Origin of the sequence: Mycolicibacterium wolinskyi str. Jessa 2025, from assembly GCF_049241375.1 — a bacterium.
Taxonomy (GTDB): Bacteria; Actinomycetota; Actinomycetes; order Mycobacteriales; family Mycobacteriaceae; genus Mycobacterium; species Mycobacterium wolinskyi.
Genome location: NZ_CP185960.1, coordinates 2,108,445 through 2,134,405 on the forward strand (window position 1 = coordinate 2,108,445; position 25,961 = coordinate 2,134,405).

The window sequence follows — 25,961 nt, forward strand, 5'->3', positions numbered from 1 at the left end:
GGCGGAAAACCGACATCGTCGTCGCAGGACCCGCCGGGGCTAGACTGCAGACCGTGGCCGACCTGGTGCAGCGGTACCTGGATCAGATCCGTGCCGAGCACGTGGCCCTGCGCGAGGGTGCGCTTGCGGACTATATCCCCGAACTCGCCACCGTCGATCCGGATGGTTTCGGTGTGACATTGTCGTCGTCAGACGGTTTCGTCTACGAATCCGGCGACACCACAGTCGAATTCACCATCCAGTCGATATCCAAGCCGTTCACCTATGCGCTTGCGCTCGACCAGATCGGCGAGCGGGCGGTCGATGCGCGAATCGGCGTCGAACCGTCGGGGGAGGCCTTCAACGAGATCAGCGTCGACAAGACCACCAAGACGCCCAAGAACCCGATGATCAACGCGGGAGCCATCGCCGCGGTGTCGCTGGTGCCCGGCGCCACGCCCGACGAACGGTTCAACCGAATCCACGAGTTCTACTCGGCATGTGCCGGGCGGCGGCTCGACGTCGACCTCGACGTGTATGCCTCCGAGAAGGCGACCGGCAACCGCAATCGGGCGATCGCGTACATGCTGACCAGCTTCGGTGCGCTTCAGGGCGATCCCGACGAGGTGCTCGACGTGTACTTCCGGCAGTGCTCGATCAAGGTCACCAGTACGGATTTGGCCCGGATGGCCGCCACGCTGGCCCGTGGCGGGCTGAACCCGTTGACGGGGCGGCGAGTCACCGACGGGCAGGTGGTACGGCGCACGCTCAGCGTGATGGTCACGTGTGGCATGTACGACGCGGCGGGAGACTGGGTCAGCGCCGTCGGTATGCCCGCCAAGAGCGGGGTGGGTGGCGGTATCGCCGCGGTGCTGCCGGGGCAACTCGGAATCGGTGTTTACTCACCGCGTCTGGACGCCAAGGGCAACAGCGTGCGCGGGGTCGAGGTATGCCGCAGCCTGTCGACGAGGCTGGGGCTGCATTTCCTCACAGTCAGCCGCGAGACCTCGGCGACGCTGCGAGCGGTCTACGACGGCGGTCCGCGTATCCGCGTGTACGAGATCCAGGGCGACCTGTTGTTCGCGGGCGCCGAGCAGGTGCTGCGCACGGCCGCACGCGAAAGCGCGGGCTTCGACGTCGCGATCCTGGACGGCACCAGGGTTGACGACATCAACGACACGGCCCGCGACATGCTCACCGGCATGCGGGCCGGCCTCGCCGAGGACGGGAAGGAGGGCTACCTCGTCGACCCCGACGGACGGGTGGTGCCCGCCGAACGACGCGGCGACTACGACGCCGTCGTGTTCCGGGCGGTCGACGATGCCGTCGCCGCCGCGCGGCAGTTGCTCAGCGGCTAGATCGGCACCGCGATGCGGGTCGGCTCATCGAGCCCGCGAAGCGTCACCGTTTCACCGAATGTCCAATGGGCGCTTTCGGTTTCGGTGGCGTTGGCAATGGTGTCCGACGACGCGACCAGATGGCCCGATACCGATTTGGAGAACTCGCACAGTCTGGCCGCCTCGTTGACGGGCTCGCCGATCACGGTGTATTCGAAGCGCTGCTTGGCGCCGACATTGCCGGCCACCACCTGACCGGCTGCCACCCCGATGCCCGCGTCGAGCTCAGGCACCTCGGTGCGCAGCCTCGCGGCGATCGCTCTGGCCGCCGCAAGCGCCTCGTCCTCGGCGTTGTCCAGCGAGGCCGGCGCGCCGAACACTGCCAGCACGGCGTCGCCCTCGAACTTGTTGACCAGCCCGCGGTGGCGGTCGACCTCGTCGACGATCACGGCGAAGAACCGGTTGAGCAGCGCGACCACCTCGACCGCGGGCCTGCTCGTCACCAGTTGGGTCGAACCGATCACGTCGACGAAAATGACTGCCGCATGGCGTTCTTCACCGCCGAGCACGGGTCTTTCCTTCTCGGCCAGCGCGGCGACCTCACGGCCGACATGGCGGCCGAACAGATCGCGCACCCGCTCGCGTTCGCGTAGCCCGTGCACCATGGAGTTGAACCCGCGCTGCAGCTGGCCGAGTTCGGTTCCGTCGAACACCACCAGATTGGTGTTCAGGTCACCTTTCTCAACGCGATTGAGCGCCGCACGGACGACTCGGATGGGGGTGGCCGTCAGCCACGACAGAATCCACATCAGGATGAACCCGAACACCAGCGCGAACACCGCCAAGGTGATCACCGCGAACGCGAACTGGGTGGGGGTGAGGTTCTCCAGGGTCAACGCGAAGATGGCGGCCAACAGGATCCCGAGAACCGGAACACCAGAACCGAGCGCCCACACCATCATCGTGCGGCCCATGATCCCCGGCGCGAACCGCATCGGTGGCGGGCCCGCCTCCAGCGCCTGGGCGGCCACCGGCCGCAGGGCGAACTCGGTGAACAGAAAGCAGCTCGTCGACACGACGATTCCCGGAAAGCTGATGCCCAGCAAGAACTTCGGAATGTAGTTGGTGTCGACCAGACCGTAGAGCGTGGTGAGCAGCGCTGTGCCGATCGCCCACAGCACCAGCAACACCCGGGTGAGCCGCAACGGAGCGAAGAACGTGTTGCGCTGATCCTCCTGAGTCGGCGTGCGCTCCTCGATGGCCCACCGCACGCTGTTGATCACCCTGGTCGTGGCCCAGAAGACGCCGACGATCAGCGCCAGCGCGATGTAGGCGGGCGCGACGCCGAACGTGATCCAGAGGACGTCCGGCGCGAACACCTCGGGCGAGGGGAAGGTCAGCGTGACCACGAGCAACGACACACCGATGCCGAGCAGATTGGCGACGATCACGAACGTCGTCAGGATCAGCTGAATGCGGATCCGCCGTCTGGGCTGGCTTTCGGATACCCGTCCCAGCACCCATGAGCCGTATTCCGGGGTGGTGGACGGAAGCTTGCTGCTCTGCCGGGTGACGGTCTCCAGCACCCGGCCCAGCCGCCGCGCGACCGATTTATCGGCGTTCATTGTCGCCTCAGCCTAGTTCGTCGGTGGTGCCCTTAAGGTGGATCGGGTGCGCCTTGTCATAGCCCAGTGCACCGTCGACTACGTCGGGCGGTTGACCGCCCACCTTCCGTCGGCTCGCCGGCTGCTGTTGTTCAAAGCTGACGGATCGGTCAGCGTGCATGCCGATGACCGCGCCTACAAGCCGCTGAACTGGATGAGCCCGCCGTGCTGGGTCACCGAGCAGGAGACCGATGCTGGAGATCCGCTCTGGGTCGTGGAGAACAAGACGGGCGAGCAACTGCGCATCACCGTCCAGGACGTCGAACACGACTCCAGCCACGAGCTCGGTGTCGACCCCGGGCTGGTGAAGGACGGCGTCGAGGCGCACCTGCAGGCGCTGTTGGCCGAGCACGTCGAATTGCTCGGTGCCGGTTACACGTTGGTGCGTCGCGAGTATCCGACCGCGATCGGGCCCGTGGATCTGCTGTGCCGCGACGAGCTAGGCCGGTCGGTGGCCGTCGAGATCAAGCGCCGCGGCGAGATCGACGGTGTCGAACAGCTGACCCGCTACCTGGAGCTGCTCAACCGCGACACCGTGCTGGCCCCGGTCGCAGGCGTGTTCGCCGCCCAACAGATCAAGCCGCAGGCCCGCACGTTGGCGACCGATCGCGGAATCCGTTGTGTCACTTTGGACTATGACCAGATGCGCGGCATGGACAGCGACGAGTATCGGCTGTTCTGATGTCCCGTCGGCGCAGGGAACCCCGGCGGTTGCCGCCGTTACCGCCGCCGCGCCGGATCGAGACCGGGCCCGACGGCTACGAGTACGAGGTGCGCGCCGTCACGGCGGCGCGGGCACTCAAGAACTATCGGTGCCCGGGCTGCGATCACGAAATCCGTTCGGGCGTCGCGCATGTGGTGGTGCTGCCGGTGGAACTCGGCGATGTCGACGACCGCAGGCACTGGCACACGTCGTGCTGGACGAATCGGGCCAACCGCAGCCCGACGCGCCGGTGGTCCTAGTGGTCTGAATCGGCGGCGGGCTCGACGAGCTCGACCAGCACGCCGCCGGTGTCCTTGGGGTGGATGAAGTTGATCCGCGAGTTCGCGGTGCCCTTGCGGGGTGCGTCGTACAACAGGCGCACACCGTCGGCGCGCAACCGCTCCGACAGGGCGTCGATGTCGCTCGTGCGGTAGGCGAGCTGCTGCAGGCCCGGGCCACGCTTGTCGATGAACTTGGCGATCGTCGAGGTTTCGTCCAGCGGCGACATCAGCTGGATCTGAGCGCTGCCCTTCGGGGCGCCCCGCACGGAGAGCATCGCCTCGCGCACGCCCTGCTCCTCGTTGACCTCTTCGTGCAGCACGATCATGCCGAGATGATCGTGGTACCACTTGATCGCGACATCGAGATCCGGCACGGCGATGCCGACATGGTCGATCGCGGTCACCAGCGCGCTGGCGAGCGCTGGACGGGCATCAACGTGCTCGGTGGTCATAACGTAAAGGTAACCTGATACCGCGATTTTTATGCATGTGTGATCGGCCACACTGGCCGTTACAGAACTGTTGGAGGATGGAAATGACGACCTCGGTAATCGTTGCCGGAGCCCGCACCCCGGTCGGCAAGTTGATGGGTTCGCTCAAGGACTTCTCCGGCAGTGACCTGGGCGCGATCGCGATCAAGGGCGCTCTGGAGAAGGGCAATGTCGATCCCTCGCTCGTCGAGTACGTGATCATGGGCCAGGTGCTGACGGCGGGCGCCGGCCAGATGCCGGCCCGGCAGGCCGCGGTGGCCGCGGGTATCGGCTGGGACGTCCCGTCGCTGACCATCAACAAGATGTGCCTGTCCGGCATCGACGCCATCGCGCTGGCGGATCAACTCATCCGCGCCGGCGAATTCGACGTTGTCGTGGCCGGTGGTCAGGAGTCGATGACCCAGGCTCCGCATCTGCTGCCGAAGAGCCGCGAGGGCTACAAGTACGGCGATGTCACGGTGCTCGACCACATGGCCTACGACGGGCTGCACGACGTCTTCACCGACCAGCCGATGGGCGCGCTCACCGAGCAGCGCAACGACGTCGACAAGTTCACCCGCGCGCAGCAGGATGAGTTCGCTGCCCAGTCGCACCAGAAGGCCGCCGCGGCATGGAAGGACGGCGTGTACGCCGACGAGGTCGTGCCGGTCTCCATTCCGCAGCGCAAGGGCGATCCGATCGAGTTCGCCGAGGACGAGGGCATCCGCGCCAACACCACCGCTGAGTCGTTGGCCGGCCTGCGGCCCGCGTTCCGCAAGGACGGCACCATCACGGCCGGGTCGGCATCGCAGATCTCCGACGGTGCCGCCGCGGTCGTGGTGATGAACAAGGCCAAGGCCGAGGAGCTGGGCCTGACCTGGCTGTGCGAGATCGGGGCCCACGGGGTGGTGGCCGGTCCCGATTCCACGCTGCAGTCGCAGCCCGCCAACGCGATCAAGAAGGCGATCGCGCGGGAAGGCATCACGACCGATCAGCTCGACGTCATCGAGATCAACGAGGCGTTCGCCGCAGTTTCGCTGGCATCGACGCAGGAGCTCGGTGTGGACCCCGCGAAGGTGAACATCAACGGCGGTGCGATCGCGATCGGCCACCCGATCGGCATGTCGGGCGCCCGCATCACCCTGCACGCCGCGCTGGAACTCGCCCGCCGGGGCTCGAGCTACGCGGTCGCGGCCCTCTGCGGTGCGGGTGGCCAGGGTGACGCACTGGTCCTGCGTCGCTGACAGCTAAGCCCCGTCATTTACGACAGCCTGTAGTAGCTGGCCGGCGGGTCGGGCACAATGGCGCCCATGACAAGCTCTTTTGACCTGCGCTCGATCCCCGGTTGGTTCCGGCTCATCGGCCTGGCCGAGGCCGTCAGCTGGGCCGGCCTGCTGGTTGGCATGTATTTCAAGTACCTGGGCACACCGCGTACCGAGATCGGCGTGAAGGTCTTCGGACCGATCCACGGCGGCGTCTTCATCGCATTCGTCGTGGCCGCCTTGCTCGTCGGAATCGCCCACAAGTGGGGCATCGGCACCTGGATCCTGGCGTTGCTGGCGAGCATCGTGCCATTGGGCAGTGTGATCTTCATCATATGGGCTGATCGGACGGCCCGAATGGGGTCGTCGTCGGGTTCGGCAGGTGCCGCTTCGTTGACCGCGCAACCGGGACGGGCCGCACCCGAAACGACGTGACAGACTTGACTGCGTGACGCGTCCACGACCTTCCATCGGCCCGGCGCTGGCCGGCGCGGTTGACCTCTCGGCACTCAAGCAGCGGCCCGCCGCGGGCGGCGACGGTCCGGCACCGGCCGGGCCGGGCGGAGTCGAGGTCACCGAAGCCAACTTCGAAGCCGAGGTGCTTGTTCGGTCCAGCCAGGTGCCCGTGGTGGTACTGCTGTGGTCGCCGCGCAGCGACGCCAGCGTCCAGCTCGGCGATACGCTGGCCGGTTTCGCCGCGGCCGACGGCGGCAAGTGGTCGCTCGCCGTCGTCAACGTCGACACCACCCCGCGGGTGGCCCAGATGTTCGGCATCCAAGGCGTGCCGACCGTGGTCGCGCTCGCAGCGGGCCAGCCGATCGCGAGCTTCCAGGGCGCCCAGCCGGCCGAGCAGCTGCGGCGCTGGGTCGATTCACTGCTCGAGGCCACCGCGGGCAAGCTGACCGGGTCCGGTGAGGCCGAGACCGAGGAAGTCGACCCCGCCGTCGCGCAGGCGCGGGCCTACCTGGACGAGGGCAACTTCGCGGCCGCACTCGACGCGTACCAGGCGATCCTGGATGCCCAGCCCAATCACACCGAGGCACAGGGCGCGGTGCGCCAGATCGCCTTCCTGCAGCGCGCGAGCGCACAGCGGCCCGACGCCGTCGCGGTCGCCGACGCCGCGCCGGGCGACATCGAGGCCGCGTTCGCGGCCGCCGACGTCGAGATTCTGCAGCAGCAGGTCAGTGCTGCGTTCGACCGGCTCATCGCCTTGGTCAAGCGGACGGCCGGCGACGAGCGGACCGCGGTGCGGACCCGGCTCATCGAGCTGTTCGAGCTGTTCGACCCCACCGACCCCGAGGTGGTCGCGGGCCGGCGCAATCTCGCCAACGCGCTGTACTGATCTCCCGCCGAGCAGACACAGAGTCGCACGTAACGGCGTTCGGTAACGCGATTCTCCGTCTGCTCGGCGAGGAGACTACGCGGGCTCGAACCACAGCATCGCCAGCGGCGGCAGCACCATCACGGCCGACGCCGGGCGGCCGTGCCACGGCTCGTCGGTGGCCTCCACCGCGCCGAGGTTGCCGATCCCCGAGCCGTTGTAGAGCGTGGCATCGGTGTTGAGCACTTCGCGCCAGGTCCCGGCGTGGGGGAGTCCGAGCCGGTACTGGCTGTGCTCGCTTCCGGCGAAGTTGACGACGCAGGCGAGCATCGACCCGTCGCTGCCGAACCGCAGGAAGCTCAGTACGTTGTTGGCCGAATCGTTGGCGTCGATCCACGAATACCCCTCGGGGCTCGTGTCGCGGCTCCACAACGCCGGGTGGCTGCGGTAGATCTCGTTGAGGTCGCGCACCAGCCGCTGCACGCCGCCGGAGAAGCCCTGCTCGTCGAGCTGGAACCAGTCCAGCCCACGTTCCTCGGACCACTCGGCGCGCTGTCCGAACTCCTGGCCCATGAACAGCAGCTGCTTGCCCGGATGTGCCCATTGATAGGCGAGCAGGCTGCGCAGGCCTGCCGCCTTCTCGTGATCTCCGCCGGGCATCCGGCCCCACAGCGTGCCCTTGCCGTGCACGACCTCGTCATGGCTGATCGGCAGCACGTAGTTCTCGCTGAACGCGTAGAGCATCGAGAACGTCATCTCATGGTGGTGATAGTTGCGGTACACGGGATCGCGGCTGATGTAGTCGAGCGTGTCGTTCATCCAGCCCATGTTCCACTTCATCGAGAAGCCAAGGCCGCCAAGGTTTGTCGGGCGAGTGACGCCCGGCCACGAGGTGGATTCCTCGGCCACGGTGACGATGCCCGGTGCGACCTTGTGCACGGTCGCGTTCATCTCCTGCAGGAACTGCACGGCTTCGAGGTTCTCGCGGCCGCCGTGGATGTTGGGTGTCCAGCCGCCTTCGGGGCGGGAGTAGTCGAGGTAGAGCATGGAGGCGACGGCGTCCACGCGCAGTCCGTCGACGTGGTATTCCTGCAACCAGTAGAGGGCGTTGGCGACGAGGAAATTGCGCACCTCGGGGCGGCCGAAGTCGAAAACGTAGGTGCCCCAGTCGAGTTGTTCACCGCGGCGCGGGTCGGAGTGCTCGTAGAGCGCCGTCCCGTCGAATCGGCCCAATGCCCAGGCATCCTTCGGGAAGTGGGCGGGCACCCAGTCGACGATCACCCCGATGCCGGCCTGGTGCAGCTGATCGACCAGATAGCGGAAGTCGTCGGGACTGCCCAACCGCGACGTCGGCGCATAGTACGACGTGACCTGGTAGCCCCACGACCCGCCGAACGGGTGCTCGGCCACCGGCAGCAATTCGACGTGGGTGAAGCCTTGCTCCACAACGTATTCGGTGAGCTCGGTGGCCAGCTGCCGGTAGCTCAGCCCCGGCCGCCACGACATGAGGTGCACCTCGTAGGTGCTCATCGGCTCGAACACCGGGTTGAGCCCGGCCCGGCGCGTCATCCAGTCGTCGTCGTTCCAGGTGTAGGCACTGCTGGTGACCCGGGACGCGGTCTGCGGCGGCACCTCGGTGGCGAAGGCCATGGGATCGGCGCGGTCGCTGACTGCCCCGTCGGCGCCGTGGACGCGGAACTTGTAGAGGCCGTCGACGGGAAAGCCCGGCCAGAACAGCTCCCAGACCCCCGACGAGCCCAGCACCCGCATCTGCGCCTCGTTGCCGTCCCAGTGGTTGAAATCGCCGATCAGGCTGACGCCCTTGGCATTCGGGGCCCACACCGCGAACGACACGCCTTCGACCACGCCGTCGGGCGTCGTGAACGTACGCGGGTGCGCGCCGAGGATCTCCCAGAGCCGCTCGTGGCGGCCCTCGGCGAACAGGTGCAGATCCAGTTCGCCGAGCGTCGGCAGGAACCGGTAGGCGTCGGCCGTCGTATGGGTGTGGATCGTGTCCTCCGCACCGGGATAACCGACTTCGAGCCGGTAGTCGACGAGGTTGGTGAACGGTACGGCCACCGCGAACAGTCCGGATTCGACGTGTTGCAACGGATAGCGCTCACCGCCGATCACGGCCTCGACCTTGGCCGCATGCGGCCGGTAGGCGCGGATGACGGTGTGGTCGCCGTATTCGTGCGCGCCGAGCACCGAATGGGGATCGTGGTGCTCGCCGGCCACCAACCGATGAATATCCGACGGGTCGGGCCGCAGTCGTGCGTTGGTGAGCTGATTGGTTCTCGTCATCTCGCCCTCATTCCCTGCGTAGCAAGCCGAGTCGTTTCTCGTACGGTACGAGCGGCATGTTCAACACGTGCGCGACCGCTTTGGCCGGGTCGATGCGGACGTAGTTGGACTGCCCCCACTGGTATTCCTCGCCGGTGATCTCGTCACGCACCCAGAACCGGTCATATGACTCCATACCCAGTGCGGCCATGTCCAACCACAATGTCGCCTCTTCTGGCGCGAATGCGTTGAGGGTCACGACCACGAGCACGGTGTCGCCGGTGATCGGATCGAACTTGCTGTAAGCCAGCAGGGCGTCGTTGTCGAGGTGGTGGAACTTGATGGTCCGCAGTTGACGGAGCGCGGGATGCAGCCGTCGGATCTCGTTGAGCCGGGCCAAAAACGGCTCCAGCGACTCACCGGCGGCCAGGGCGCCCTCGAAATCGCGTGGCCGCAACTCGTACTTCTCGGAGTCGAGATACTCCTCGCTGCCCTCGCGCACCGGGCGGTGCTCGAACAGCTCGTATCCCGAGTACACCCCCCATGACGAGCTCATCGTCGCCGCGAGGACCGCTCTGATCGCGAACATGCCGGGGCCGCCGTGCTGCAGGCTCTCGTGCAGGATGTCGGGCGTGTTGACCCACAGGCTCGGGCGCGCGCAGTCGGCGTACTTCGCGATCTCCTCACCGAACTCGGTGAGCTCCCACTTCGCGGTGCGCCAGGTGAAATACGTGTAGGACTGGGTGAAGCCGAGTTTGGCCAGGCCGTAGAGCCGGGCCGGCCGGGTGAACGCCTCGGACAGGAACAGGACGTCGGGGTCCTCGTTCTTGACCTCCGCGATCAGCCAGGCCCAGAAGTTCGGCGGTTTGGTGTGCGGGTTGTCGACCCGAAATACCTTGACCCCGTGCGAGATCCAGAATCGCACCACGCGGAGCACCTCGTGATAGAGGCCGGCCGGGTCGTTGTCGAAGTTCAGCGGGTAGATGTCCTGGTACTTCTTGGGCGGGTTCTCGGCATAGGCGATGGTGCCGTCGGGCAGCACCGTGAACCACTCGCGGTGCTCTTTGGCCCATGGGTGATCCGGAGCGCATTGCAGCGCGAGGTCCAGTGCCACCTCGAGACCCGTGTCCCTGGCCGCGGCGACGAACGCGTCGAAATCGTCGATGGTGCCCAACGCGGGGTGCACCGCGTCGTGCCCGCCTTCGTCGCTGCCGATCGCCCACGGCGACCCGACATCACCGGGGGCGGCGGTCACCGAGTTGTTGCGCCCCTTGCGATGTATCTTGCCGATCGGATGGATGGGCGGCAGGTAGACGATGTTGAATCCCATGCGCGCGATGCGGGGCAGCGCGGCCGCCGCGGTGGTGAATGTGCCGTGCACCGGGTGGCCGTCGTCGTCCCAGCCGCCGGTGGACCGCGGGAACATCTCGTACCACGAGCTGAACCGGGCCAGCGGCCGGTCCACCCACACGCCGTATTGGTCGCCGCGCGTTACCAATTCGCGCAACGGGTACTGCATGAGCAACTCGGACACCTCGGCCGACAGCGCCGCGCCCGCGCGCGTGAACGGGTCGCCGGGCGTGCGGAGCGCGGCCGCCGCCTCGAGCAGCGGATCCCGTAGTTTGCGCGGCATCCCGGCTGCGGCACGTTCCAGCAGGCGCGCCCCGACGAGCAGGTCGTTGGACAGCTCGCCCTCACTCTGCCCGGCTTCGAGTTTCGTCTCGACCGCGTGTCGCCAGGTGGCCAGCGGATCGCCCCAGCCGTCGACCCGATACGTCCACAAACCGACGCTGTCCGGTGTGAACTCGCCGTGGAACACATCCGGGGTGCGGCCTTTCGACATCCGCAGGGCCTGCGGTTTTATCCGCTGGCCGGGCCGGACGACCGACTCGATGGGCACCGCGGGGCTCGCCGTACCCGGCCCGGTCGCCAGCCGCGGAAAGTCCGTGCCGAGATAGCGCACCACCAGCGTGGCGGCGACGGCGTCGTGGCCTTCGCGCCACACCGTGGCCCGCACCGGCACCACCTCGCCCACGACGGCCTTGGCAGGGAAGCGTCCGCCGGAAACCACAGGCGCGACGTCGTCGATTCCGATACGACCGGCCACCCATCCACTCCTCACGTCAACGCGGCGCCGTCGCTGCACTGGCCGCTGTCCCGTTTCACTGTCGTTTTCACTGCCCGTGTCGCGTCTCATACCCACCGTAGTGGGCTGGCCAATCACGCGCGGGTGAAGCGCATGCGTGCCGGGTCACAGCACCATCGCCGTCTGCTGCGAGTACAGGATTTGTCAGTAAGGTTGTGTCGCGTGAAAGCCCTTCGCAGGTTCACCGTCCGCGCCCACCTCCCGGAGCGATTGGCCGCGCTGGAACGACTGTCGATCAACCTGCGCTGGTCCTGGCATAAACCCACGCAGGACCTGTTCGCGGTGATCGATCCCGATCTGTGGCGCCAGACCGACGGAGATCCGGTCGCGCTGCTCGGCGCCGTCAACCCCAAGCGGCTCGACGAACTCGCCGGCGACGACTCGTTCGTCGCGCGCCTGGGTGAGCTGGCCGCAGATCTGGACAACTACCTGACCCGCCCGCTGTGGTACCAGCAGCAAGCCGACAGCGGCGTCGAGATGCCCAAGGGCATCGCCTACTTCTCGATGGAGTTCGGCGTGGCCAAGGTGCTGCCGAACTACTCGGGCGGTCTGGGCATTCTCGCCGGGGATCACCTGAAGTCCGCGTCGGATTTGGGACTGCCGCTGATCGCGGTCGGTCTGTACTACCGCTCCGGTTACTTCCGGCAGTCGCTGACCGCCGACGGCTGGCAGCACGAGAACTATCCGTCGCTCGATCCGCAGGGTTTGCCGCTGCGCCTGCTCACCGACAAGGCAGGCGATCCGGTACTGGTGGAGTTGGCGTTGCCCGACTCGACAGATCTGCGGGCGCGTGTCTGGATCGCCCAGGTCGGCCGTATTCCGTTGCTGCTGCTGGATTCCGACATACCGGAGAACGAACACGATCTGCGCAGCGTCACCGACCGGCTCTACGGCGGTGACCAGGAACACCGAATCAAGCAGGAGATTCTCGCCGGCATCGGTGGGGTGCGCGCCATCCGTGCCTTCATCGAGGCCGAGGACATCCCGGCGCCCGAGGTTTTCCACATGAACGAGGGACATGCCGGTTTCCTCGGTGTCGAGCGCATCCGCGAACTGGTCTCGGCCGGGCTGGACTTCGACACCGCGTTGACGGTCGTGCGGTCCTCGACGGTGTTCACCACGCACACGCCGGTGCCCGCCGGTATCGACCGGTTCCCGGTCGAGATGGTCAAGCGATACTTCGGCAGTCCCGCCGGTGGTCCCGCGGACTCCCGGCTGCTGCCCGGTGTTCCGTTGGAACGCGTTGTCGCGTTCGGCGCCGAGGACGATCCGTCGAAGTTCAACATGGCCCACATGGGTCTGCGGCTCGCGCAGCGGGCCAACGGGGTGTCACTGCTGCACGGCCGGGTCAGCCGGTCGATGTTCAACGAACTGTGGCCCGGGTTCGACCCGAACGAGGTGCCGATCGGCTCGATCACCAATGGTGTGCACGCCCCGACCTGGGCCGCGCCGCAGTGGCTGGAGCTCGGGCGTGAGCTGCTCGGCGCAGAGGTCGCCGAGACTGCGGCCGAGACGACGGTGTGGGAGAAACTGCAGCAGGTCGATCCCGGTCACCTGTGGTGGATCCGGTCCCAGCTGCGCGAGACGCTGATCGCCGATGTGCGGGACCGGCTGCGCCGATCCTGGTTGGAGCGTGGCGCCTCCGATGCCGAATTGGGATGGATCGCAACGGCTTTCGACCCCTCGGTGCTCACCATCGGCTTCGCCCGCCGGGTGCCGACCTACAAGCGCCTGACCCTGATGCTGCGCGATCCGGAACGCCTGGAGAAGCTGCTGCTCGACGAGAAGCGGCCCGTGCAGTTGATCGTCGCGGGCAAGTCGCATCCGGCCGACGACGGCGGCAAGGCACTGATCCAGCAGGTGGTGCGCTTTGCCGACCGGCCGGAAGTCCGCCACCGTATCGCGTTCCTGCCGGACTACGACATGTCCATGGCCCGGCTGCTGTACTGGGGCTGCGACGTGTGGTTGAACAACCCGCTGCGGCCGCTGGAGGCGTGCGGCACGTCGGGCATGAAGAGTGCGCTCAACGGCGGGTTGAACCTGTCGATCCGCGACGGCTGGTGGGACGAGTGGTACGACGGCGAGAACGGCTGGGAGATTCCCACGGCCGACGGTCTCGCCGACGAAACGCGCCGCGACGATCTGGAGGCCGCCGCACTGTACGACCTCCTCGAGAGCACGGTGGCGCCCAAGTTCTACGAGCGTGACGAGCACGGCGTGCCGACCCGCTGGGTCGAGATGGTGCGCCACACGCTGCGGGTGCTCGGCCCGAAGGTGCTGGCCTCGCGCATGGTGCGGGACTACACCGAGAAGTACTACCTGCCCGCCGCGCAGTCGCTGCGCAAGACCGTCGAGGCGGCCTCCGGCGAGCCGTTCGGCGCGGCGCGCGAGCTGGCCGAATACCGCAACCGCGCCGAGGAGGCGTGGCCCAAGATCGAGATCACCGATGTCGACAGCTACGGGTTGCCGGACACGCCGCTGCTCGGCTCGGAGTTGACGCTCACCGCGACCGTTCAGCTGGCCGGGCTGCGGCCCCACGAGGTCGTGGTGCAGGCCGTCCTGGGCCGCGTCGATGCCGGGGACTCGATCGTCGACCCCGTGACGGTGCCGATGAACCACACCGGATCCGGCGACGGCGGCACCGAAGTGTTCTCGACCACTACGCCGCTTCCGGTGGCCGGGCCGGTCGGGTACACCGTGCGGGTGCTGCCGCATCACCCCCTGCTGGCCGCCGACACCGAGCTCGGTCTGGTGACGCTGGCTTGAGCAAGTCACTCAAGGTCTCGATCGACGGTGGGCCCTACGCGCTGACGGCCGGGCCGGACGGCGCCATGTGGGTGACGCTCGTGCACGCGGGTGCGATCGCGCGAGTCTCGCCCGACGGTGAGGTCACGACGTATCCGGTCGCGGCAGGGGCACGGCCGTCGATCATCACCGCAGGGCCCGACGGCGCGTTGTGGTTCACCCGTGCCGGTGACGACCGGATCGGCCGGATCACCACGGCGGGGGAGTTGAGCGCCTACGAGTTGCCCGAGGACAGTGCGCCGTTCGGCATCACGGCAGGCACGGACGGCGCGTTGTGGTTCACCGCGATGACGTCCGGAGCGATCGGCCGGATCACCACCGACGGCGAGATCACGAGCGAGATCGTGGTGGGCGGAATGCCGTCGATGATCACCACCGGTCCTGACGGCGCGCTGTGGTTCACCATCAACCAGGGCAACGCCATCGGCAGGCTCGACACCGACGGCAGCCTCAGCGTGCGTGAATTGCCCACTGCCGCAGCAGGTCCGGTGGGTATCGCGGCAACACACGACGATGCGGTGTGGTTCACCGAGATCCAGGCCGACAAGGTCGGCCGCATCCCGATGGACGACGCCATCCAGGAACTCGACCTGCCCGGTAAGCCGCATGCCGTCGTCGCCGACCCGGCCGACGGTGTGTGGGTGAGTCTGTGGGGCGCCGACCAGCTCGCCCGGATCAGCGGTGACGGTGAGGTCGTGACGATCGACCTACCCAGCGGCAGCGAGCCGCACGGCCTGGCCATCGGTCCCGACGGTGCCGCCTGGGTGGCGCTCGAAGCGGGGTTCGTGCTGCGAATGCCGACCTGACCTTCCGCGGAAATCGACGGTCGGGTAATCACATAGGCGATACGTTCCCGTGGGGAACTGTAACGAGAGGCCGCCTGTGTTGATTCGTCCGTTGGCACTGTTGACCGTCGTCGTCGCCTACGCGGTCTGCGCACCGCAGGCGTCGGCCGATCCGGAAGCCGACGTCGCACCCCCGCAGGCCGAACCGGCGATCGTCGTGGGGCTCGTGGAATCGACCCCGCCCGCCACCACGAAGACGCCGGACGGCTGGGAGCTCACCGTATCGGCACGCGACGAGACCCAGGCCGTCGTAGCTCCGCTGACCACCGCGGTGTCGTCGCGCGAATACGTCGTCGGCGGCACCTACGTCGGGAAGATGTCCGGGCCCGACATCGGCGAAGAGGCGCGTGGCGCGTTGGAGGCCGGCTATCAGATCGGCTGCGGTATCGACATGAGCACGTCCAACGGCGTCTCGCTGACGGGGACCGCAGGCATCAACCCGTCCATCGGTGTCATCGGCACCGACGTGATCTCCCCGCTGCCGGAGGGCATCCTCCCCGGCATCGGCGGCAACATCGGCGGCGGCATCACCGTCGGGCTCAAACCCGGCATCATCAACGTCGTCCCGGTCGCGGAAAAGCAGTTCGAAGGGACCGATCCGTGGGTGATGATCAGCAATTTCCGGGTGAAGATCGACGGCTGCGTCGGCCAGTCGTTCATCCGCTCCTACGCGATACTCACCCGGTCGACCGACGAGTCCGAGGCCGTCTTGGCCTGGTACGGCGTGACGAAGGTGGTCTGACTACCGGTGCATCTCACGCGAAGCGTTTGAGGCAGCGCTCCTCGTCGCCGAGGATGCCGACCCGGAACGCGTCGATCCTGGAGAATCCCGACGGCACCGACTCGCCGTTGACGTCGCTGGCCACCATGCCGTTGGTGAGGATGCCCGAGACCGCCTCGTCGAGATCGCCCGCCGTCAGGACGATCGTGTTGCCGTCGGGCGTGGTGACGGGCTGGGTGATCTTGGCGGTCGCCACCCCCGCCAGGCATGCCGTGCGCAGCGCCGCCTCCGCGTTGTTGAGCACCAGGCCGCGTTCGTGCTGCAACGCGAGCATGTACCGCGATATCAGCACCGAGTAGGCGGTGTTGTCACCGGCCGCAAGGCCGCCGGCCTCCTGCTCTTCGGGACGCAGGCCGAGCACCTCGAGCTCGTCGAGGTCGACGACGATCGTGTTGGTGTCCGGGCAGTACGAGACCGGCGGACTGGGCCGCGCGCTCGGGCAGTCCTCGGCCGCGGCGGTGTCGAAGCTCAGCTCGGGCCGAACGCGCGGTTTGAACAGGACGTTGAGCGCGTCGATCATGGACCGCACCGACTGCTCGGTGATGGGCAGCTCCCCGGTCTGGTCCTCGGGAAGGAGCACCGGGAGGTCGCCGCGGCGCTGATTGATCTCCTTGACGTCGATCGTCGCGCACGCCGACGCCCCGTCGGTGAATCCGAACTGGAAAGCCGAAATCCGTTCGAACGCCGAACCGTGTTCGTCGACCCCGACTTCGACGTCGGCCTCGCTGAGCAACGGGTCGCGGAACCCGATGACCGACGCGAGCAGATTGTTGAGACCGTCGCCGGTGCTGAGCGTGAAGCGCGGCGAATTGCCCTCGGCCACCCAGCGCATGTACGTGCCGGCCAGGCAGTCGGCCTGCTGTTCGGCCACCAGCGTGGGTGTGTTGCGCCGAACCAGCTTGGCCTGCTGCTGGATCGCGTGCCCGTACTCGTGGGCCAACACCATCACGACACCCATGTCGCCGTTGAGCTGGCGCAGCGCCGGTAACAGCACACCGCGGTCCCAGCCGATGGTCCGGTCGGGTTTGCAGAACGCGGCGTTGACCAGACCGTAGGTCTCCAGCCCGCAGAATTCGCCGTCGAAACTCTCGGCGTCCCACGAGATCAGCTCTTCGACCGGTTCGAACTCACCCTCGAACGTCTCGCTGTACGCGGTCGACCAGAACTCCTCGACGTCGCTGACCGCGCTGACGGCCAGATTGTCGATCTTGCCGCCGTCGGTGTCGGTGGCATCCCGGGACGGCTCCGAGGCATCCGGGCGCAAACCGCTCGGACCGTCGGTCGCGGGCATCCCGGCAACCGAGAACGGGTCGTCGAACACCGAGACGGCGGTGCCTTCGACCAGCGTCGAGCAAGCGGCCAGCGGCAGTACCACACACGTTGCTATCACAGCGCCGAACAGGTGCCGTCGGCTCATGGGTGCCGCCTTCCGGTGCACTCGAGCGGCCAGGATGGCTCGCGGACGTTGCCGTCAGAATAGTGAATACCCGGACGGCGGGCCGTGTTATCAGCTCGCGCGGCGCAGCCGCAGCAGGGCCTGCCGCACTCGGTCCGGGTCGGTCGTCGCCCAGAACGGCGGCAGTGAGGCGCGCAGATAACCGCCGTAACGCGCGGTCGCGAGCCGCGAATCCAGCACCGCCACCACACCACGGTCGTCGGTGTGCCGCAGCAACCGACCGGCCCCCTGCGCCAGCAACAGCGCGGCGTGGTTGGCGGCAATGGCCATGAACCCGTTGCCGCCACGTGCGCTGATGGCCCGTTGTCGTGCGGTCAGCAGCGGATCGTCGGGGCGCGGGAAGGGAATCCGGTCGATGATGACCAGTGACAGTGATGGCCCTGGCACGTCGACGCCCTGCCACAGCGAGAGGGTGCCGAACAACGATGTCTCCGGATCGGCCGAAAAGCGTTGCGCCAAAGCCGAAGTGGTGTCTTCGCCCTGACACAGAACCGGCGTGGTGAGCCGTTCGCGCATCACCTCGGCAGCCGCCTTGGCCGCGCGCATCGACGAGAACAGGCCCAGCGTGCGGCCGCCGGCCGCCGTGATCAGACCCGCGATCTCATCGAGCGCCTCGGCGCCGGTGCCGTCGCGGCCCGGTGCGGGTAAGTGCTTGGCGACGTATAGAATCGCCGACTTCGCATGCTCGAACGGCGACCCGACGTCAAGGCCGCGCCAGCCCGGTTCGGCGTTCTCCTCGAAACCGGCCAAACCCCAGTTGCGCGCCATTGCGTCGAAGTTGCCGCCCAATGTCAGCGTTGCCGACGTCAGCACCGCGGTGGTGTGGGCGAACAGCCTCGTTCGCAGCAGGCCCGACACTGACATCGGCGCGACGCGGAGGATGGATCGCGTTGTCCCACGCGATTCTTCGTGGTCGACCCACACGACGTCGGTGCGGTCCGGGATCGCGGGGACGAACGACGTCAGGACGCGGGTGGCGGTGTCGCTGACGTCGTTGAGGGCGGTGACCGCCTCGGTGCGCGCCGACGCGGCCTTCGGGTCGCTCGGCGACGTGTCGATCGCGGTCCTGGCGGCGTTCGCCGCATCACGCAGTGCGGTCAGATACGTCGCGAATTCCTCGTCGAGAACGTCGATGCGGCCGGCGGGAATGTCGAAGAGCATCGAGGACAGCGTTGCGGTCGCGGCTTCGAAGCGCTGGGCCAGTTCGGCATCGACGAGCCGGGCCATGCGCCGGTGCGCGACGCCCATCGACGTCGGGGACAGTTCCCCGGTGGCCACGCCGGTGACCCGGTCGGCCAGTTCGTGCGCCTCGTCGACCACGAGCAGTTCGTATTCCGGCAGGACCGCGAAGTCCGAGAGCGCGTCGATGGCCAGCAGGGCGTGATTGGTGACGACAACATCTGCCGCGCCGGCGGTTGCCCTGGCTCGCTCGGCGAAGCAGTCGGTGCCGAATGGGCAGCGCGACACCCCGATGCACTCGCGCGCCGACACGCTGACCTGACCCCATGACCGGTCGGGCACACCGGGAACCAACTCGTCGCGGTCGCCGGTCTCGGTGTCCGACGACCATTCGATGAGCCGCTGGACGTCGCGCCCCAGTGCGCTGACCGCCATCGGCGAGAACAGCTCGTCCTGCGGGCGATCGTCCGGTTCGGTCGCGGCCCCGTTGTGAACCTTGTTGAGGCACAAGTAATTTCCGCGACCCTTCAGCAACGCGAACCGGGGGCGGCGGGGCAGCACATCGGTGAGCGAATCCGCGAGCCGGGGGAGGTCACGGTCGACGAGCTGGCGCTGCAGGGCGATCGTGGCCGTCGACACCACGACCGGCTGCTCGGTCTGCAGGGACCGCGCGATCGCCGGTACCAGGTAGGCCAGCGACTTGCCGGTCCCGGTGCCGGCCTGCACGGCCAGGTGCTCACCCGATTCGAAGGCGTGGGCGACGGCCTCGGCCATCTGGATCTGGCCGGTGCGGGTCGTGCCGCCAAGACCCTCGACGGCGACGGCGAGCAGTTTGGTGACGAGATTGGTGGTGGCAGAGTCGGGCGTGGTCGGCTCCTAACGGTCTGCGCCGCGGTGTTCGACGACGCTCGGCACCATGCGCGTCGGAATGGCGGCCTCACCGCGGGAGAGCTTGAGGCCGTCCCACGGCAGGCTGTGCAGGCCGGCCGCCACGCGGTCGCGGGCGGCGGCCAGTTTGTCGGCCGCGTCGGTGTCGTCGACGGGCCTGCCGCCCTTCACGAGAGGCACGCTGAGTTGCCGCGCCGTCAGGCCGGGCGGCGGCTCCGGCGGTTGCCCATGCGGATACACCACTTCTTCGACGATGGTGCCCGAGGCTTTGGCCAGGCGCAGCGCCTGCTTGCGGCCGCCATGGGATTCCTTGTGGCTGCTGCGTTTGGCCACGGGCATACCGTCGACCTCGACGAGTTTGTAGACCATGCTCGCGGTCGGGGCGCCCGACCCGGTCACCACCGACGTGCCGACGCCGTAGCTGTCGACGGGCTCGGCGCGCAGCGCGGCGATGGCGAACTCGTCGAGGTCGCCGGAGACCACGATGCGGGTCTTGGTCGCGCCGAGCTCGTCGAGCTGCTGGCGCACCTGGCGGGCCAGCACACCCAGATCGCCGGAGTCGATGCGTACCGCCCCGAGCTTGCAGGCCGGCCGCGGCGATCGCGTTCTCCACGCCTTTGGTGATGTCGTAGGTGTCGACGAGCAGTGTCGTGTCGACGCCGAGCGCGGCGACCTGCCCGCGGAACGCGGCCTGCTCGTCGGGCCCCGCTGCCGTGGTGTGCAGCAGCGTGTAGGCGTGCGCCGCGGTACCCATGGCCGGTACCCCGTAGCGGCGCTGGGCCTCCAGATTCGACGACCCGGCGAAGCCGGCCAGGTAGGCGGCACGCGCGGCGGCCACCGCAGCCTGCTCGTGCGTGCGCCGCGAGCCCATCTCGATCATCGGCCTGCCCTGCGCGGCGCTGGCCATCCGGGCCGCCGCCGAGGCGATCGCCGTGTCGTGGTTGAAGATTGACAGCACCAGAGTCTCCAGCACCACGCACTCGGCGAATGTGCCGTGCACGGTCAGCACGGGGGAGCCGGGGAAGTACAGCTCGCCCTCGGCGTAGCCCTCGACATCGCCGGTGAACCGGTAGCCGGCCAGATAGTCCAGGCTCTCGGAGTCCAGGAAGTCCGCGAGCGCCGCAAGTGACGGCTGATCGAACCTGAACTCTGCCAACGCTTCCACGAAGCGGTCGGTGCCCGCGACCACGCCGTAGCGCCGGCCCTCGGGTAACCGGCGCGCGAAGACTTCGAACGTCGTCTGCCGGTGTGCGGTGCCGTCGCGCAGCGCAGCGGCAAGCATGGTCAGCTCGTATTTGTCGGTGAGCAGCGCGACCGTCACATGTGCAACCGTAGAGCAACGACGGCTGATTTAAGATCACCGGATCGCGCCGGTATTGTGGGCGCATGGTTACACCGGCGAAGGCCCGACCGGGAACCCGTGAGGAATCCGATGTCGCCACCGTTGAGTCCACCGAAAACCCGTGGGTGACCATCGTCTGGGATGATCCGGTCAATCTGATGAACTACGTCACCTACGTCTTCCAGAAGTTGTTCGGCTACAGCGAGCCGCATGCCACCAAGCTCATGCTGCAGGTGCACAACGAGGGCAAGGCCGTGGTGTCCGCGGGCAGCAGGGAGTCGATGGAAACCGACGTCTCCAAACTTCACGCGGCAGGTCTGTGGGCGACCATGCAGCAGGACCGCTGATCACCGGTGCGGAAATGGAAGCGGGTCGAGACCGCTAACGGCCCGCGGTTCCGGTCGGCGCTCGCAGCGCACGAGGCCGCGCTGCTGTCGAGCCTGGTCGGGTCATTGGTGGGCATGCTCGACGAGCGCGAATCATCCGGCCCCACAGACGAACTCGAAGCGATCACCGGGATGAAGACCGGTAATCCGCAGCCGCCGCAGGACGCCACGATGAAGCGTCTGCTGCCTGACTTCTACCGGCCGCAGACCGAGCACCCGGCCGGCTCGGGTACCGCCGAAAGCCTCAACAGCGCGCTGCGCGGCCTGCACGAGCCCGCGATCATCGACGCCAAACGCGAAGCGGCCCAACGCCTGCTCGACACCGTGCCGGACGGCGGCGGCAAGTTCGAGCTGAGTGAGGACGACGCGCAGGCCTGGGCGAGCGCGGTCAACGACGTTCGTCTCGCGCTCGGCACCATGCTCGACATCGGACCCGACGGGCCGGACCGGTTGTCGCCGGAGCATCCGATGGCCGGGCATCTCGACGTTTACCAGTGGCTCACGGTTCTGCAGGAGTACCTGGTGCTCGGCCTGATGGGGAAGTAATGAGCGCTTGCGCGAAGAACGGACAGTGCTGATGGGCTCGATCACCGACGTCGGCGGCATCCAGGTCGGCCACCATCACCGGCTCGACCCGGACGCGGCACTCGGCTCGGGATGGGCGTCGGGCACCACGGTCGTGCTGGCCCCGCCCGGCACCGTCGGCGCGGTCGACGGCCGCGGCGGCGCGCCGGGAACCCGGGAAACCGATCTGCTCGACCCGATCAACACCGTCCGCCACGTGGACGCGGTGGTTCTCACCGGCGGCAGTGCCTACGGCCTTGCCGCCGCCGACGGCGTCATGACGTGGCTCGAGGAACAGGGCCGCGGTGTCGCGATGGACGGCGGCGTCGTGCCGATCGTCCCGTCCGCGGTGATCTTCGACCTTCCGGTGGGCGGCTGGAGTTGCCGGCCGACCGCCGAGTTCGGGCGGGCGGCCGCGGAGGCTGCGGGCACCGAGTTCGCCCTCGGCACCGTCGGTGCCGGTGTCGGAGCGCGGGTCGGTGTACTCAAGGGCGGGGTCGGCACCGCGTCCGTGACGCTGGCATCCGGCGTGACCGTCGGCGCGCTCGTGGTGGTCAACGCGGCAGGCGACGCGGTCGACCCGGCGACCGGCCTGCCGTGGATGAGCGAGTACGTCGAGGAGTTCGGGCTCATCGCGCCGCCGGCCGATCAACTGGCCGGATACGCCGATCTGCGCTCCGAGCTCAGCCCGCTCAACACCACCATCGCGGTGGTGGCCACCGATGCCGCGCTCAGCCCGGCCGCGTGCCGGCGCGTCGCCGTGGCCGCGCACGACGGGCTCGCGCGCACCATCCGGCCGTGTCACACCCCGCTGGATGGGGATACGGTGTTCGCGCTTGCCACGGGCGCGATCACGGTGCCGCCGGATCCGAGAACGCCGGTCGCGATGTCGCCCGAGACGGTGCTGGTCACGCAGGTCGGCGCGGCCGCGGCGGACTGTCTGGCGCGCGCGGTCGTGGACGGATTGCTGGCCGCCGAGTCGGTCGCCGGAATACCGACCTACCGTGACATGTTGCCCGGAGCGTTCGAATGAAAGGTGCAAACAGGTGCTCGTGATACGCCGCGACCTCGTCGAGGCCATGGTGGCGCACGCCCGGGCCGACCACCCCGATGAAGCCTGCGGGGTCATCGCAGGCGCCGACGGCTCCGACCGGCCCGAGCGGTTCATCGCGATGGCCAACGCCGAACGATCGCCGACGTTCTACCGGTTCGACTCCGGTGAGCAGCTCAAGGTGTGGCGCTCGATGGACGATGCCGACGAGGTGCCCGTCGTCATCTATCACTCGCACACCGCGACCGAGGCGTACCCGAGCCGCACCGACATCTCCCTGGCCCAAGAGCCCGACGCGCATTACGTGCTGATCTCCACGCGTGACCCCGACGAGCATGAGCTGCGCAGCTACCGCATCGTCGACGGCGTCGTCACCGAAGAACCCGTCGATATCGTTGAGCAGTACCAATAAGGAGCAACCCGTGACAGTTACCGTCTCGATCCCCACGATCCTCCGCCCGCACACCGGTGGGCAAAAGCGCGTGAGCGCCTCCGGCGACACCCTGCAGGCCGTGATCACCGACCTGGAGAACAACTACTCCGGCATCTCCGACCGCCTCGTCGATAACGGCAAGCTGCACCGCTTCGTCAACATCTACGTCAACGACGAGGACGTGCGGTTCTCCGGCGGCCTCGACACCGCGATCTCCGACGGCGACTCGGTGACAATCCTGCCCGCCGTCGCCGGTGGATAGCTGATGGCGCGTTACGACTCGCTGCTGCAGGCCCTCGGCGACACCCCGCTGGTGGGGCTGCAGAACCTGTCGCCGCGGTGGGATGACGGCGACGACGGCACGCCGCACGTCCGGCTGTGGGCCAAGCTCGAGGACCGCAACCCCACCGGGTCGATCAAGGACCGGCCCGCACTGCGGATGATCGAGCAGGCCGAACGCGACGGCCTGCTGGCACCGGGCGCCACCATCCTGGAACCCACGAGCGGCAACACCGGCATCTCGCTCGCGATGGCGGCCCTGCTCAAGGGCTACAACATGATCTGCGTGATGCCCGAGAACACCTCGATCGAGCGGCGCCAGCTCCTCGAGCTCTACGGCGCCCGGATCATCTTCAGCCCGGCCGAGGGCGGATCCAACACCGCCGTCGCGACCGCGAAAGAGCTTGCCGCAGAAAACCCTTCGTGGGTGATGCTCTACCAGTACGGCAATCCCGCCAATACCGACGCGCATTACTACGGCACCGGCCCGGAACTGTTCGCCGATCTGCCCGAGATCACCCACTTCGTCGCGGGCCTCGGCACCACCGGAACCCTGATGGGCACCGGCCGGTTCTTGCGCGAGCATGTGCCCGGCGTGCAGATCGTGGCCGCCGAACCGCGCTACGGCGAGGGCGTTTACGCGCTGCGCAACATCGACGAGGGGTTCATCCCCGAGCTGTACGACGCCGACGTGCTCACCACCCGGTTCTCGGTGGGGTCGTTCGACGCGGTGCGGCGCACGCGGGAACTGGTGACACGCGAAGGCATCTTCGCCGGTATCTCCACCGGAGCCGTGCTGCACGCCGCGTTGGGGATGGCCGCCAAGGCGGTCAAGGCCGGTGAACGGGCCGACATCGCGTTCGTGGTGGCCGACGCCGGTTGGAAGTATCTGTCGACCGGCGCATACGCCGGTAGCCTGGATGACGCCGAGGACGCGTTGGAAGGGCAGCTATGGGCTTGAGTGGCTCCGCCGGATTCCCCGTCGCCCCCACGCCGAAGAACAAGAAGCCGCCGGCGTGGAAGGTGGGCGGAGCCACCATCCTTACTTTTGTCGCCCTGCTGTACGTCATCGAACTCGCCGACCAGCTGTCCGGGGGGCGCCTGGACCGCAACGGGATTCGCCCGCTGGAGACCGACGGGTTGTGGGGCATCCTGTTCGCCCCGCTGCTGCACGCCAACTGGCAGCATCTCGTCGCCAACACCGTGCCCGCACTGGTGCTCGGGTTTCTCGTCACCCTGGCCGGCATGTCGCGGTTCGTCTGGGCGACGGCGATCATCTGGATCCTCGGCGGGATCGGCACGTGGCTGATCGGCGACGTCGGTGGCTGCCCGCTGCCGACCAACCACATCGGTGCCTCGGGCTTGATCTTCGGCTGGCTGACCTTCCTGCTGGTGTTCGGCTGGTTCACCCGCCACGTCTGGCAGATCGTCGTCGGCATCGTGGTGCTGTTCGTCTACGGCGGCATCCTGTGGGGTGCGGTCCCGGTGCTCAACACGTGCGGCGGGGTGTCCTGGCAGGGGCATCTGTGCGGGGCCATCGCCGGCGTCGTCGCCGCCTACTTCCTGGCCGGGCCGGAACGCAAGGCGCGCGAGGCACGCAAACGGAGCCAGCCGTATCTGAACTCATGACCGACCAACTCGCGCCGATCGGCATCTTCGATTCCGGAGTCGGCGGGCTCACCGTGGCCCGCGCCATCATCGACCAACTACCCGACGAGGACATGGTCTACGTCGGCGACACCGGCAACGGGCCCTACGGCCCGCTCACCATCCCGGAGATCCGCGCCCATTCGCTGGCGATCGGTGACGACCTGGTGTCGCGTGGCGTCAAGGCCTTGGTGATCGCCTGCAACACCGCGTCGTCGGCGTGCCTGCGGGATGCGCGTGAGCGCTATTCGCCCGTCCCGGTGATCGAGGTGATCCTGCCCGCGGTGCGCCGGGCCGTGGCCGCGACCCGCAACGGGCGCATCGGCGTGATCGGTACCGCCGCGACCATCGCGTCGGGCGCATACCAGGACGCGTTCACCGCGGCGCGCGACACCGAGGTGATCGGGGTGGCCTGTCCGCGGTTCGTCGACTTCGTCGAGCGTGGGGTCACGAGCGGGCGCCAGGTCCTCGGGCTCGCGGAGGGCTATCTGGAGCCGTTGCAGCGGGCCGAGGTCGACACCCTGGTGCTGGGCTGCACGCACTATCCGATGCTGTCGGGGCTCATCCAATTGGCCATGGGCGACAACGTCACTCTGGTGTCGTCAGCCGAGGAGACCGCGAAGGATCTGCTGCGGGTACTGACCGAGCTGGATCTGCTGCGGCCACACGAGACCGGGCCCGCGCGGCGCGTGTTCGAGGCGACGGGCGATCCCGAGGCTTTCACCGCATTGGCGGCCCGGTTCCTTGGCCCGAGCCTGGACGGAGTATGCCCGGTGCGGCGTCACGCCGGCGCCGGAAGATGATCTCTGTCGCCAAACCGGGCATGTCTTGGCCAGGTGCATAGCAAGCATGGCAAGCT

23 protein-coding genes and 1 pseudogene are annotated in these 25,961 nt (G+C 67.8%); 17 read left to right on the forward strand and 7 right to left on the reverse strand.

Going from position 1 to position 25,961, the window contains the following annotated elements; all coding sequences use genetic code 11:
• The first annotated feature begins 53 nt into the window (after positions 1-53).
• Positions 54-1,337, forward strand: coding sequence for a glutaminase A (glsA, locus tag ACOI2T_RS10520; RefSeq protein WP_409501169.1), 1,284 nt, complete (start codon positions 54-56; stop codon positions 1,335-1,337).
• Here glsA and ACOI2T_RS10525 read toward each other — a convergent pair.
• On the reverse strand, positions 1,334-2,941 hold the full coding sequence (locus ACOI2T_RS10525; RefSeq protein WP_409501170.1) for an adenylate/guanylate cyclase domain-containing protein: 1,608 nt from the start codon (positions 2,939-2,941) through the stop codon (positions 1,334-1,336). The genes glsA and ACOI2T_RS10525 overlap by 4 nt on opposite strands.
• A gap of 46 nt (positions 2,942-2,987) precedes the next feature.
• Between ACOI2T_RS10525 and nucS the strand changes: the two genes are divergently transcribed.
• Positions 2,988-3,662 (forward strand): endonuclease NucS, encoded by a 675-nt coding sequence (nucS, locus tag ACOI2T_RS10530; protein WP_409501171.1) that lies wholly within the window; start codon positions 2,988-2,990, stop codon positions 3,660-3,662.
• Positions 3,662-3,943 (forward strand): Rv1322 family protein, encoded by a 282-nt coding sequence (locus ACOI2T_RS10535; RefSeq protein ID WP_067858188.1) that lies wholly within the window; start codon positions 3,662-3,664, stop codon positions 3,941-3,943. Before nucS ends, ACOI2T_RS10535 begins: the two co-directional genes overlap by 1 nt.
• Here the strand turns inward: ACOI2T_RS10535 and mce are convergent.
• On the reverse strand, positions 3,940-4,416 hold the full coding sequence (gene mce / locus ACOI2T_RS10540; RefSeq protein ID WP_067858185.1) for a methylmalonyl-CoA epimerase: 477 nt from the start codon (positions 4,414-4,416) through the stop codon (positions 3,940-3,942). The two genes, ACOI2T_RS10535 and mce, sit on opposite strands and share 4 nt — an antisense overlap.
• Positions 4,417-4,499: 83 nt before the next feature.
• On the opposite strand from mce, the gene ACOI2T_RS10545 reads away from it, so the two are divergent.
• Genes ACOI2T_RS10545 through ACOI2T_RS10555 form a run of 3 tightly spaced genes read left to right on the forward strand, consistent with a single transcriptional unit; the run spans position 4,500 to position 7,038 of the window.
• Complete coding sequence (locus tag ACOI2T_RS10545) at positions 4,500-5,678, forward strand: acetyl-CoA C-acetyltransferase (protein ID WP_409501172.1); 1,179 nt, start codon at positions 4,500-4,502, stop codon at positions 5,676-5,678.
• Positions 5,679-5,735: 57 nt separating this feature from the next.
• The gene (locus ACOI2T_RS10550; RefSeq protein ID WP_409501173.1) at positions 5,736-6,131 is read left to right on the forward strand and encodes a DUF3817 domain-containing protein; all 396 of its coding nucleotides are present in this window, start codon (positions 5,736-5,738) and stop codon (positions 6,129-6,131) included.
• 13 nt (positions 6,132-6,144) lie between these two features.
• The gene (locus tag ACOI2T_RS10555) at positions 6,145-7,038 is read left to right on the forward strand and encodes a tetratricopeptide repeat protein (protein WP_409501174.1); all 894 of its coding nucleotides are present in this window, start codon (positions 6,145-6,147) and stop codon (positions 7,036-7,038) included.
• 75 nt (positions 7,039-7,113) lie between these two features.
• On the opposite strand, the gene glgB is transcribed toward ACOI2T_RS10555, so the two are convergent.
• On the reverse strand, positions 7,114-9,321 hold the full coding sequence (glgB, locus tag ACOI2T_RS10560; protein ID WP_409501175.1) for a 1,4-alpha-glucan branching protein GlgB: 2,208 nt from the start codon (positions 9,319-9,321) through the stop codon (positions 7,114-7,116).
• 7 nt (positions 9,322-9,328) lie between these two features.
• The gene (locus ACOI2T_RS10565; RefSeq protein WP_409501176.1) at positions 9,329-11,407 is read right to left on the reverse strand and encodes an alpha-1,4-glucan--maltose-1-phosphate maltosyltransferase; all 2,079 of its coding nucleotides are present in this window, start codon (positions 11,405-11,407) and stop codon (positions 9,329-9,331) included.
• Positions 11,408-11,608: 201 nt separating this feature from the next.
• On the opposite strand from ACOI2T_RS10565, the gene ACOI2T_RS10570 reads away from it, so the two are divergent.
• The 3 genes from ACOI2T_RS10570 (at position 11,609) to ACOI2T_RS10580 (ending at position 15,838) form a co-directional block, all read left to right on the forward strand.
• The gene (locus ACOI2T_RS10570) at positions 11,609-14,212 is read left to right on the forward strand and encodes a glycosyltransferase family 1 protein (RefSeq protein ID WP_409501177.1); all 2,604 of its coding nucleotides are present in this window, start codon (positions 11,609-11,611) and stop codon (positions 14,210-14,212) included.
• Complete coding sequence (locus tag ACOI2T_RS10575; protein WP_421876500.1) at positions 14,209-15,057, forward strand: Vgb family protein; 849 nt, start codon at positions 14,209-14,211, stop codon at positions 15,055-15,057. The genes ACOI2T_RS10570 and ACOI2T_RS10575 overlap by 4 nt, the downstream gene beginning before the upstream one ends.
• A gap of 76 nt (positions 15,058-15,133) precedes the next feature.
• Positions 15,134-15,838: an MspA family porin gene (locus ACOI2T_RS10580; RefSeq protein ID WP_409501178.1), complete on the forward strand. Its 705-nt coding sequence runs from the start codon at positions 15,134-15,136 to the stop codon at positions 15,836-15,838.
• A gap of 13 nt (positions 15,839-15,851) precedes the next feature.
• On the opposite strand, the gene ACOI2T_RS10585 is transcribed toward ACOI2T_RS10580, so the two are convergent.
• The 3 genes and pseudogenes from ACOI2T_RS10585 to ACOI2T_RS10595 all read right to left on the reverse strand — a co-directional run bounded on the left by ACOI2T_RS10585 (position 15,852) and on the right by ACOI2T_RS10595 (position 20,721).
• Positions 15,852-17,294 carry a neutral zinc metallopeptidase gene (locus ACOI2T_RS10585; protein WP_067858234.1) on the reverse strand — a complete coding sequence of 481 codons (1,443 nt, stop codon included), beginning with the start codon at positions 17,292-17,294 and terminating at the stop codon, positions 15,852-15,854.
• Positions 17,295-17,384: 90 nt separating this feature from the next.
• A complete protein-coding gene (locus tag ACOI2T_RS10590; RefSeq protein ID WP_409501179.1) occupies positions 17,385-19,286 on the reverse strand; it encodes an ATP-dependent DNA helicase in 1,902 nt (633 codons plus the stop codon).
• Positions 19,287-19,388: 102 nt separating this feature from the next.
• Positions 19,389-20,721: pseudogene (locus ACOI2T_RS10595) on the reverse strand (nicotinate phosphoribosyltransferase).
• A gap of 65 nt (positions 20,722-20,786) precedes the next feature.
• Here ACOI2T_RS10595 and clpS point away from each other — a divergent pair.
• The 8 genes from clpS to murI are packed head-to-tail and all read left to right on the forward strand — an operon-like array spanning position 20,787 to position 25,905.
• The gene (gene clpS / locus ACOI2T_RS10600) at positions 20,787-21,089 is read left to right on the forward strand and encodes an ATP-dependent Clp protease adapter ClpS (protein WP_067858158.1); all 303 of its coding nucleotides are present in this window, start codon (positions 20,787-20,789) and stop codon (positions 21,087-21,089) included.
• A 6-nt stretch (positions 21,090-21,095) separates the two neighbouring features.
• Positions 21,096-21,674 (forward strand): oxidative stress transcriptional regulator AosR, encoded by a 579-nt coding sequence (gene aosR, locus ACOI2T_RS10605; protein ID WP_067858155.1) that lies wholly within the window; start codon positions 21,096-21,098, stop codon positions 21,672-21,674.
• A gap of 31 nt (positions 21,675-21,705) precedes the next feature.
• A complete protein-coding gene (locus tag ACOI2T_RS10610) occupies positions 21,706-22,725 on the forward strand; it encodes a P1 family peptidase (protein WP_409501869.1) in 1,020 nt (339 codons plus the stop codon).
• 46 nt (positions 22,726-22,771) lie between these two features.
• Entirely contained in the window at positions 22,772-23,155 is a 384-nt protein-coding gene (locus ACOI2T_RS10615) for a M67 family metallopeptidase (protein WP_198539030.1), read from the forward strand.
• A gap of 10 nt (positions 23,156-23,165) precedes the next feature.
• Positions 23,166-23,438, forward strand: a complete 273-nt coding sequence (locus ACOI2T_RS10620; RefSeq protein WP_067858149.1) for a MoaD/ThiS family protein — start codon at positions 23,166-23,168, stop codon at positions 23,436-23,438.
• Between the two features lie 3 nt (positions 23,439-23,441).
• Positions 23,442-24,416 carry a cysteine synthase gene (locus tag ACOI2T_RS10625; protein ID WP_085143830.1) on the forward strand — a complete coding sequence of 325 codons (975 nt, stop codon included), beginning with the start codon at positions 23,442-23,444 and terminating at the stop codon, positions 24,414-24,416.
• The gene (locus tag ACOI2T_RS10630; protein ID WP_067858144.1) at positions 24,407-25,084 is read left to right on the forward strand and encodes a rhomboid family intramembrane serine protease; all 678 of its coding nucleotides are present in this window, start codon (positions 24,407-24,409) and stop codon (positions 25,082-25,084) included. Before ACOI2T_RS10625 ends, ACOI2T_RS10630 begins: the two co-directional genes overlap by 10 nt.
• Entirely contained in the window at positions 25,081-25,905 is an 825-nt protein-coding gene (gene murI / locus ACOI2T_RS10635; protein ID WP_409501180.1) for a glutamate racemase, read from the forward strand. The genes ACOI2T_RS10630 and murI overlap by 4 nt, the downstream gene beginning before the upstream one ends.
• The last annotated feature ends 56 nt before the right edge of the window (positions 25,906-25,961 follow it).

What these genes read in the sequence shown, in the direction of transcription:
- ACOI2T_RS10525 (WP_409501170.1), bottom strand. Translation starts at nt 2,941, where the DNA reads ATGAACGCCGATAAATCGGTCGCGCGGCGGCTGGGCCGGGTGCTGGAG.
- ACOI2T_RS10535 (WP_067858188.1), top strand. Translation starts at nt 3,662, where the DNA reads ATGTCCCGTCGGCGCAGGGAACCCCGGCGGTTGCCGCCGTTACCGCCG.
- mce (WP_067858185.1), bottom strand. Translation starts at nt 4,416, where the DNA reads ATGACCACCGAGCACGTTGATGCCCGTCCAGCGCTCGCCAGCGCGCTG.
- ACOI2T_RS10545 (WP_409501172.1), top strand. Translation starts at nt 4,500, where the DNA reads ATGACGACCTCGGTAATCGTTGCCGGAGCCCGCACCCCGGTCGGCAAG.
- ACOI2T_RS10550 (WP_409501173.1), top strand. Translation starts at nt 5,736, where the DNA reads ATGGCGCCCATGACAAGCTCTTTTGACCTGCGCTCGATCCCCGGTTGG.
- glgB (WP_409501175.1), bottom strand. Translation starts at nt 9,321, where the DNA reads ATGACGAGAACCAATCAGCTCACCAACGCACGACTGCGGCCCGACCCG.
- ACOI2T_RS10585 (WP_067858234.1), bottom strand. Translation starts at nt 17,294, where the DNA reads ATGAGCCGACGGCACCTGTTCGGCGCTGTGATAGCAACGTGTGTGGTA.
- ACOI2T_RS10590 (WP_409501179.1), bottom strand. Translation starts at nt 19,286, where the DNA reads ATGGCCGAGGCCGTCGCCCACGCCTTCGAATCGGGTGAGCACCTGGCC.
- clpS (WP_067858158.1), top strand. Translation starts at nt 20,787, where the DNA reads ATGGTTACACCGGCGAAGGCCCGACCGGGAACCCGTGAGGAATCCGAT.
- ACOI2T_RS10610 (WP_409501869.1), top strand. Translation starts at nt 21,706, where the DNA reads ATGGGCTCGATCACCGACGTCGGCGGCATCCAGGTCGGCCACCATCAC.
- ACOI2T_RS10615 (WP_198539030.1), top strand. Translation starts at nt 22,772, where the DNA reads ATGGTGGCGCACGCCCGGGCCGACCACCCCGATGAAGCCTGCGGGGTC.
- ACOI2T_RS10625 (WP_085143830.1), top strand. Translation starts at nt 23,442, where the DNA reads ATGGCGCGTTACGACTCGCTGCTGCAGGCCCTCGGCGACACCCCGCTG.
- ACOI2T_RS10630 (WP_067858144.1), top strand. Translation starts at nt 24,407, where the DNA reads ATGGGCTTGAGTGGCTCCGCCGGATTCCCCGTCGCCCCCACGCCGAAG.
- murI (WP_409501180.1), top strand. Translation starts at nt 25,081, where the DNA reads ATGACCGACCAACTCGCGCCGATCGGCATCTTCGATTCCGGAGTCGGC.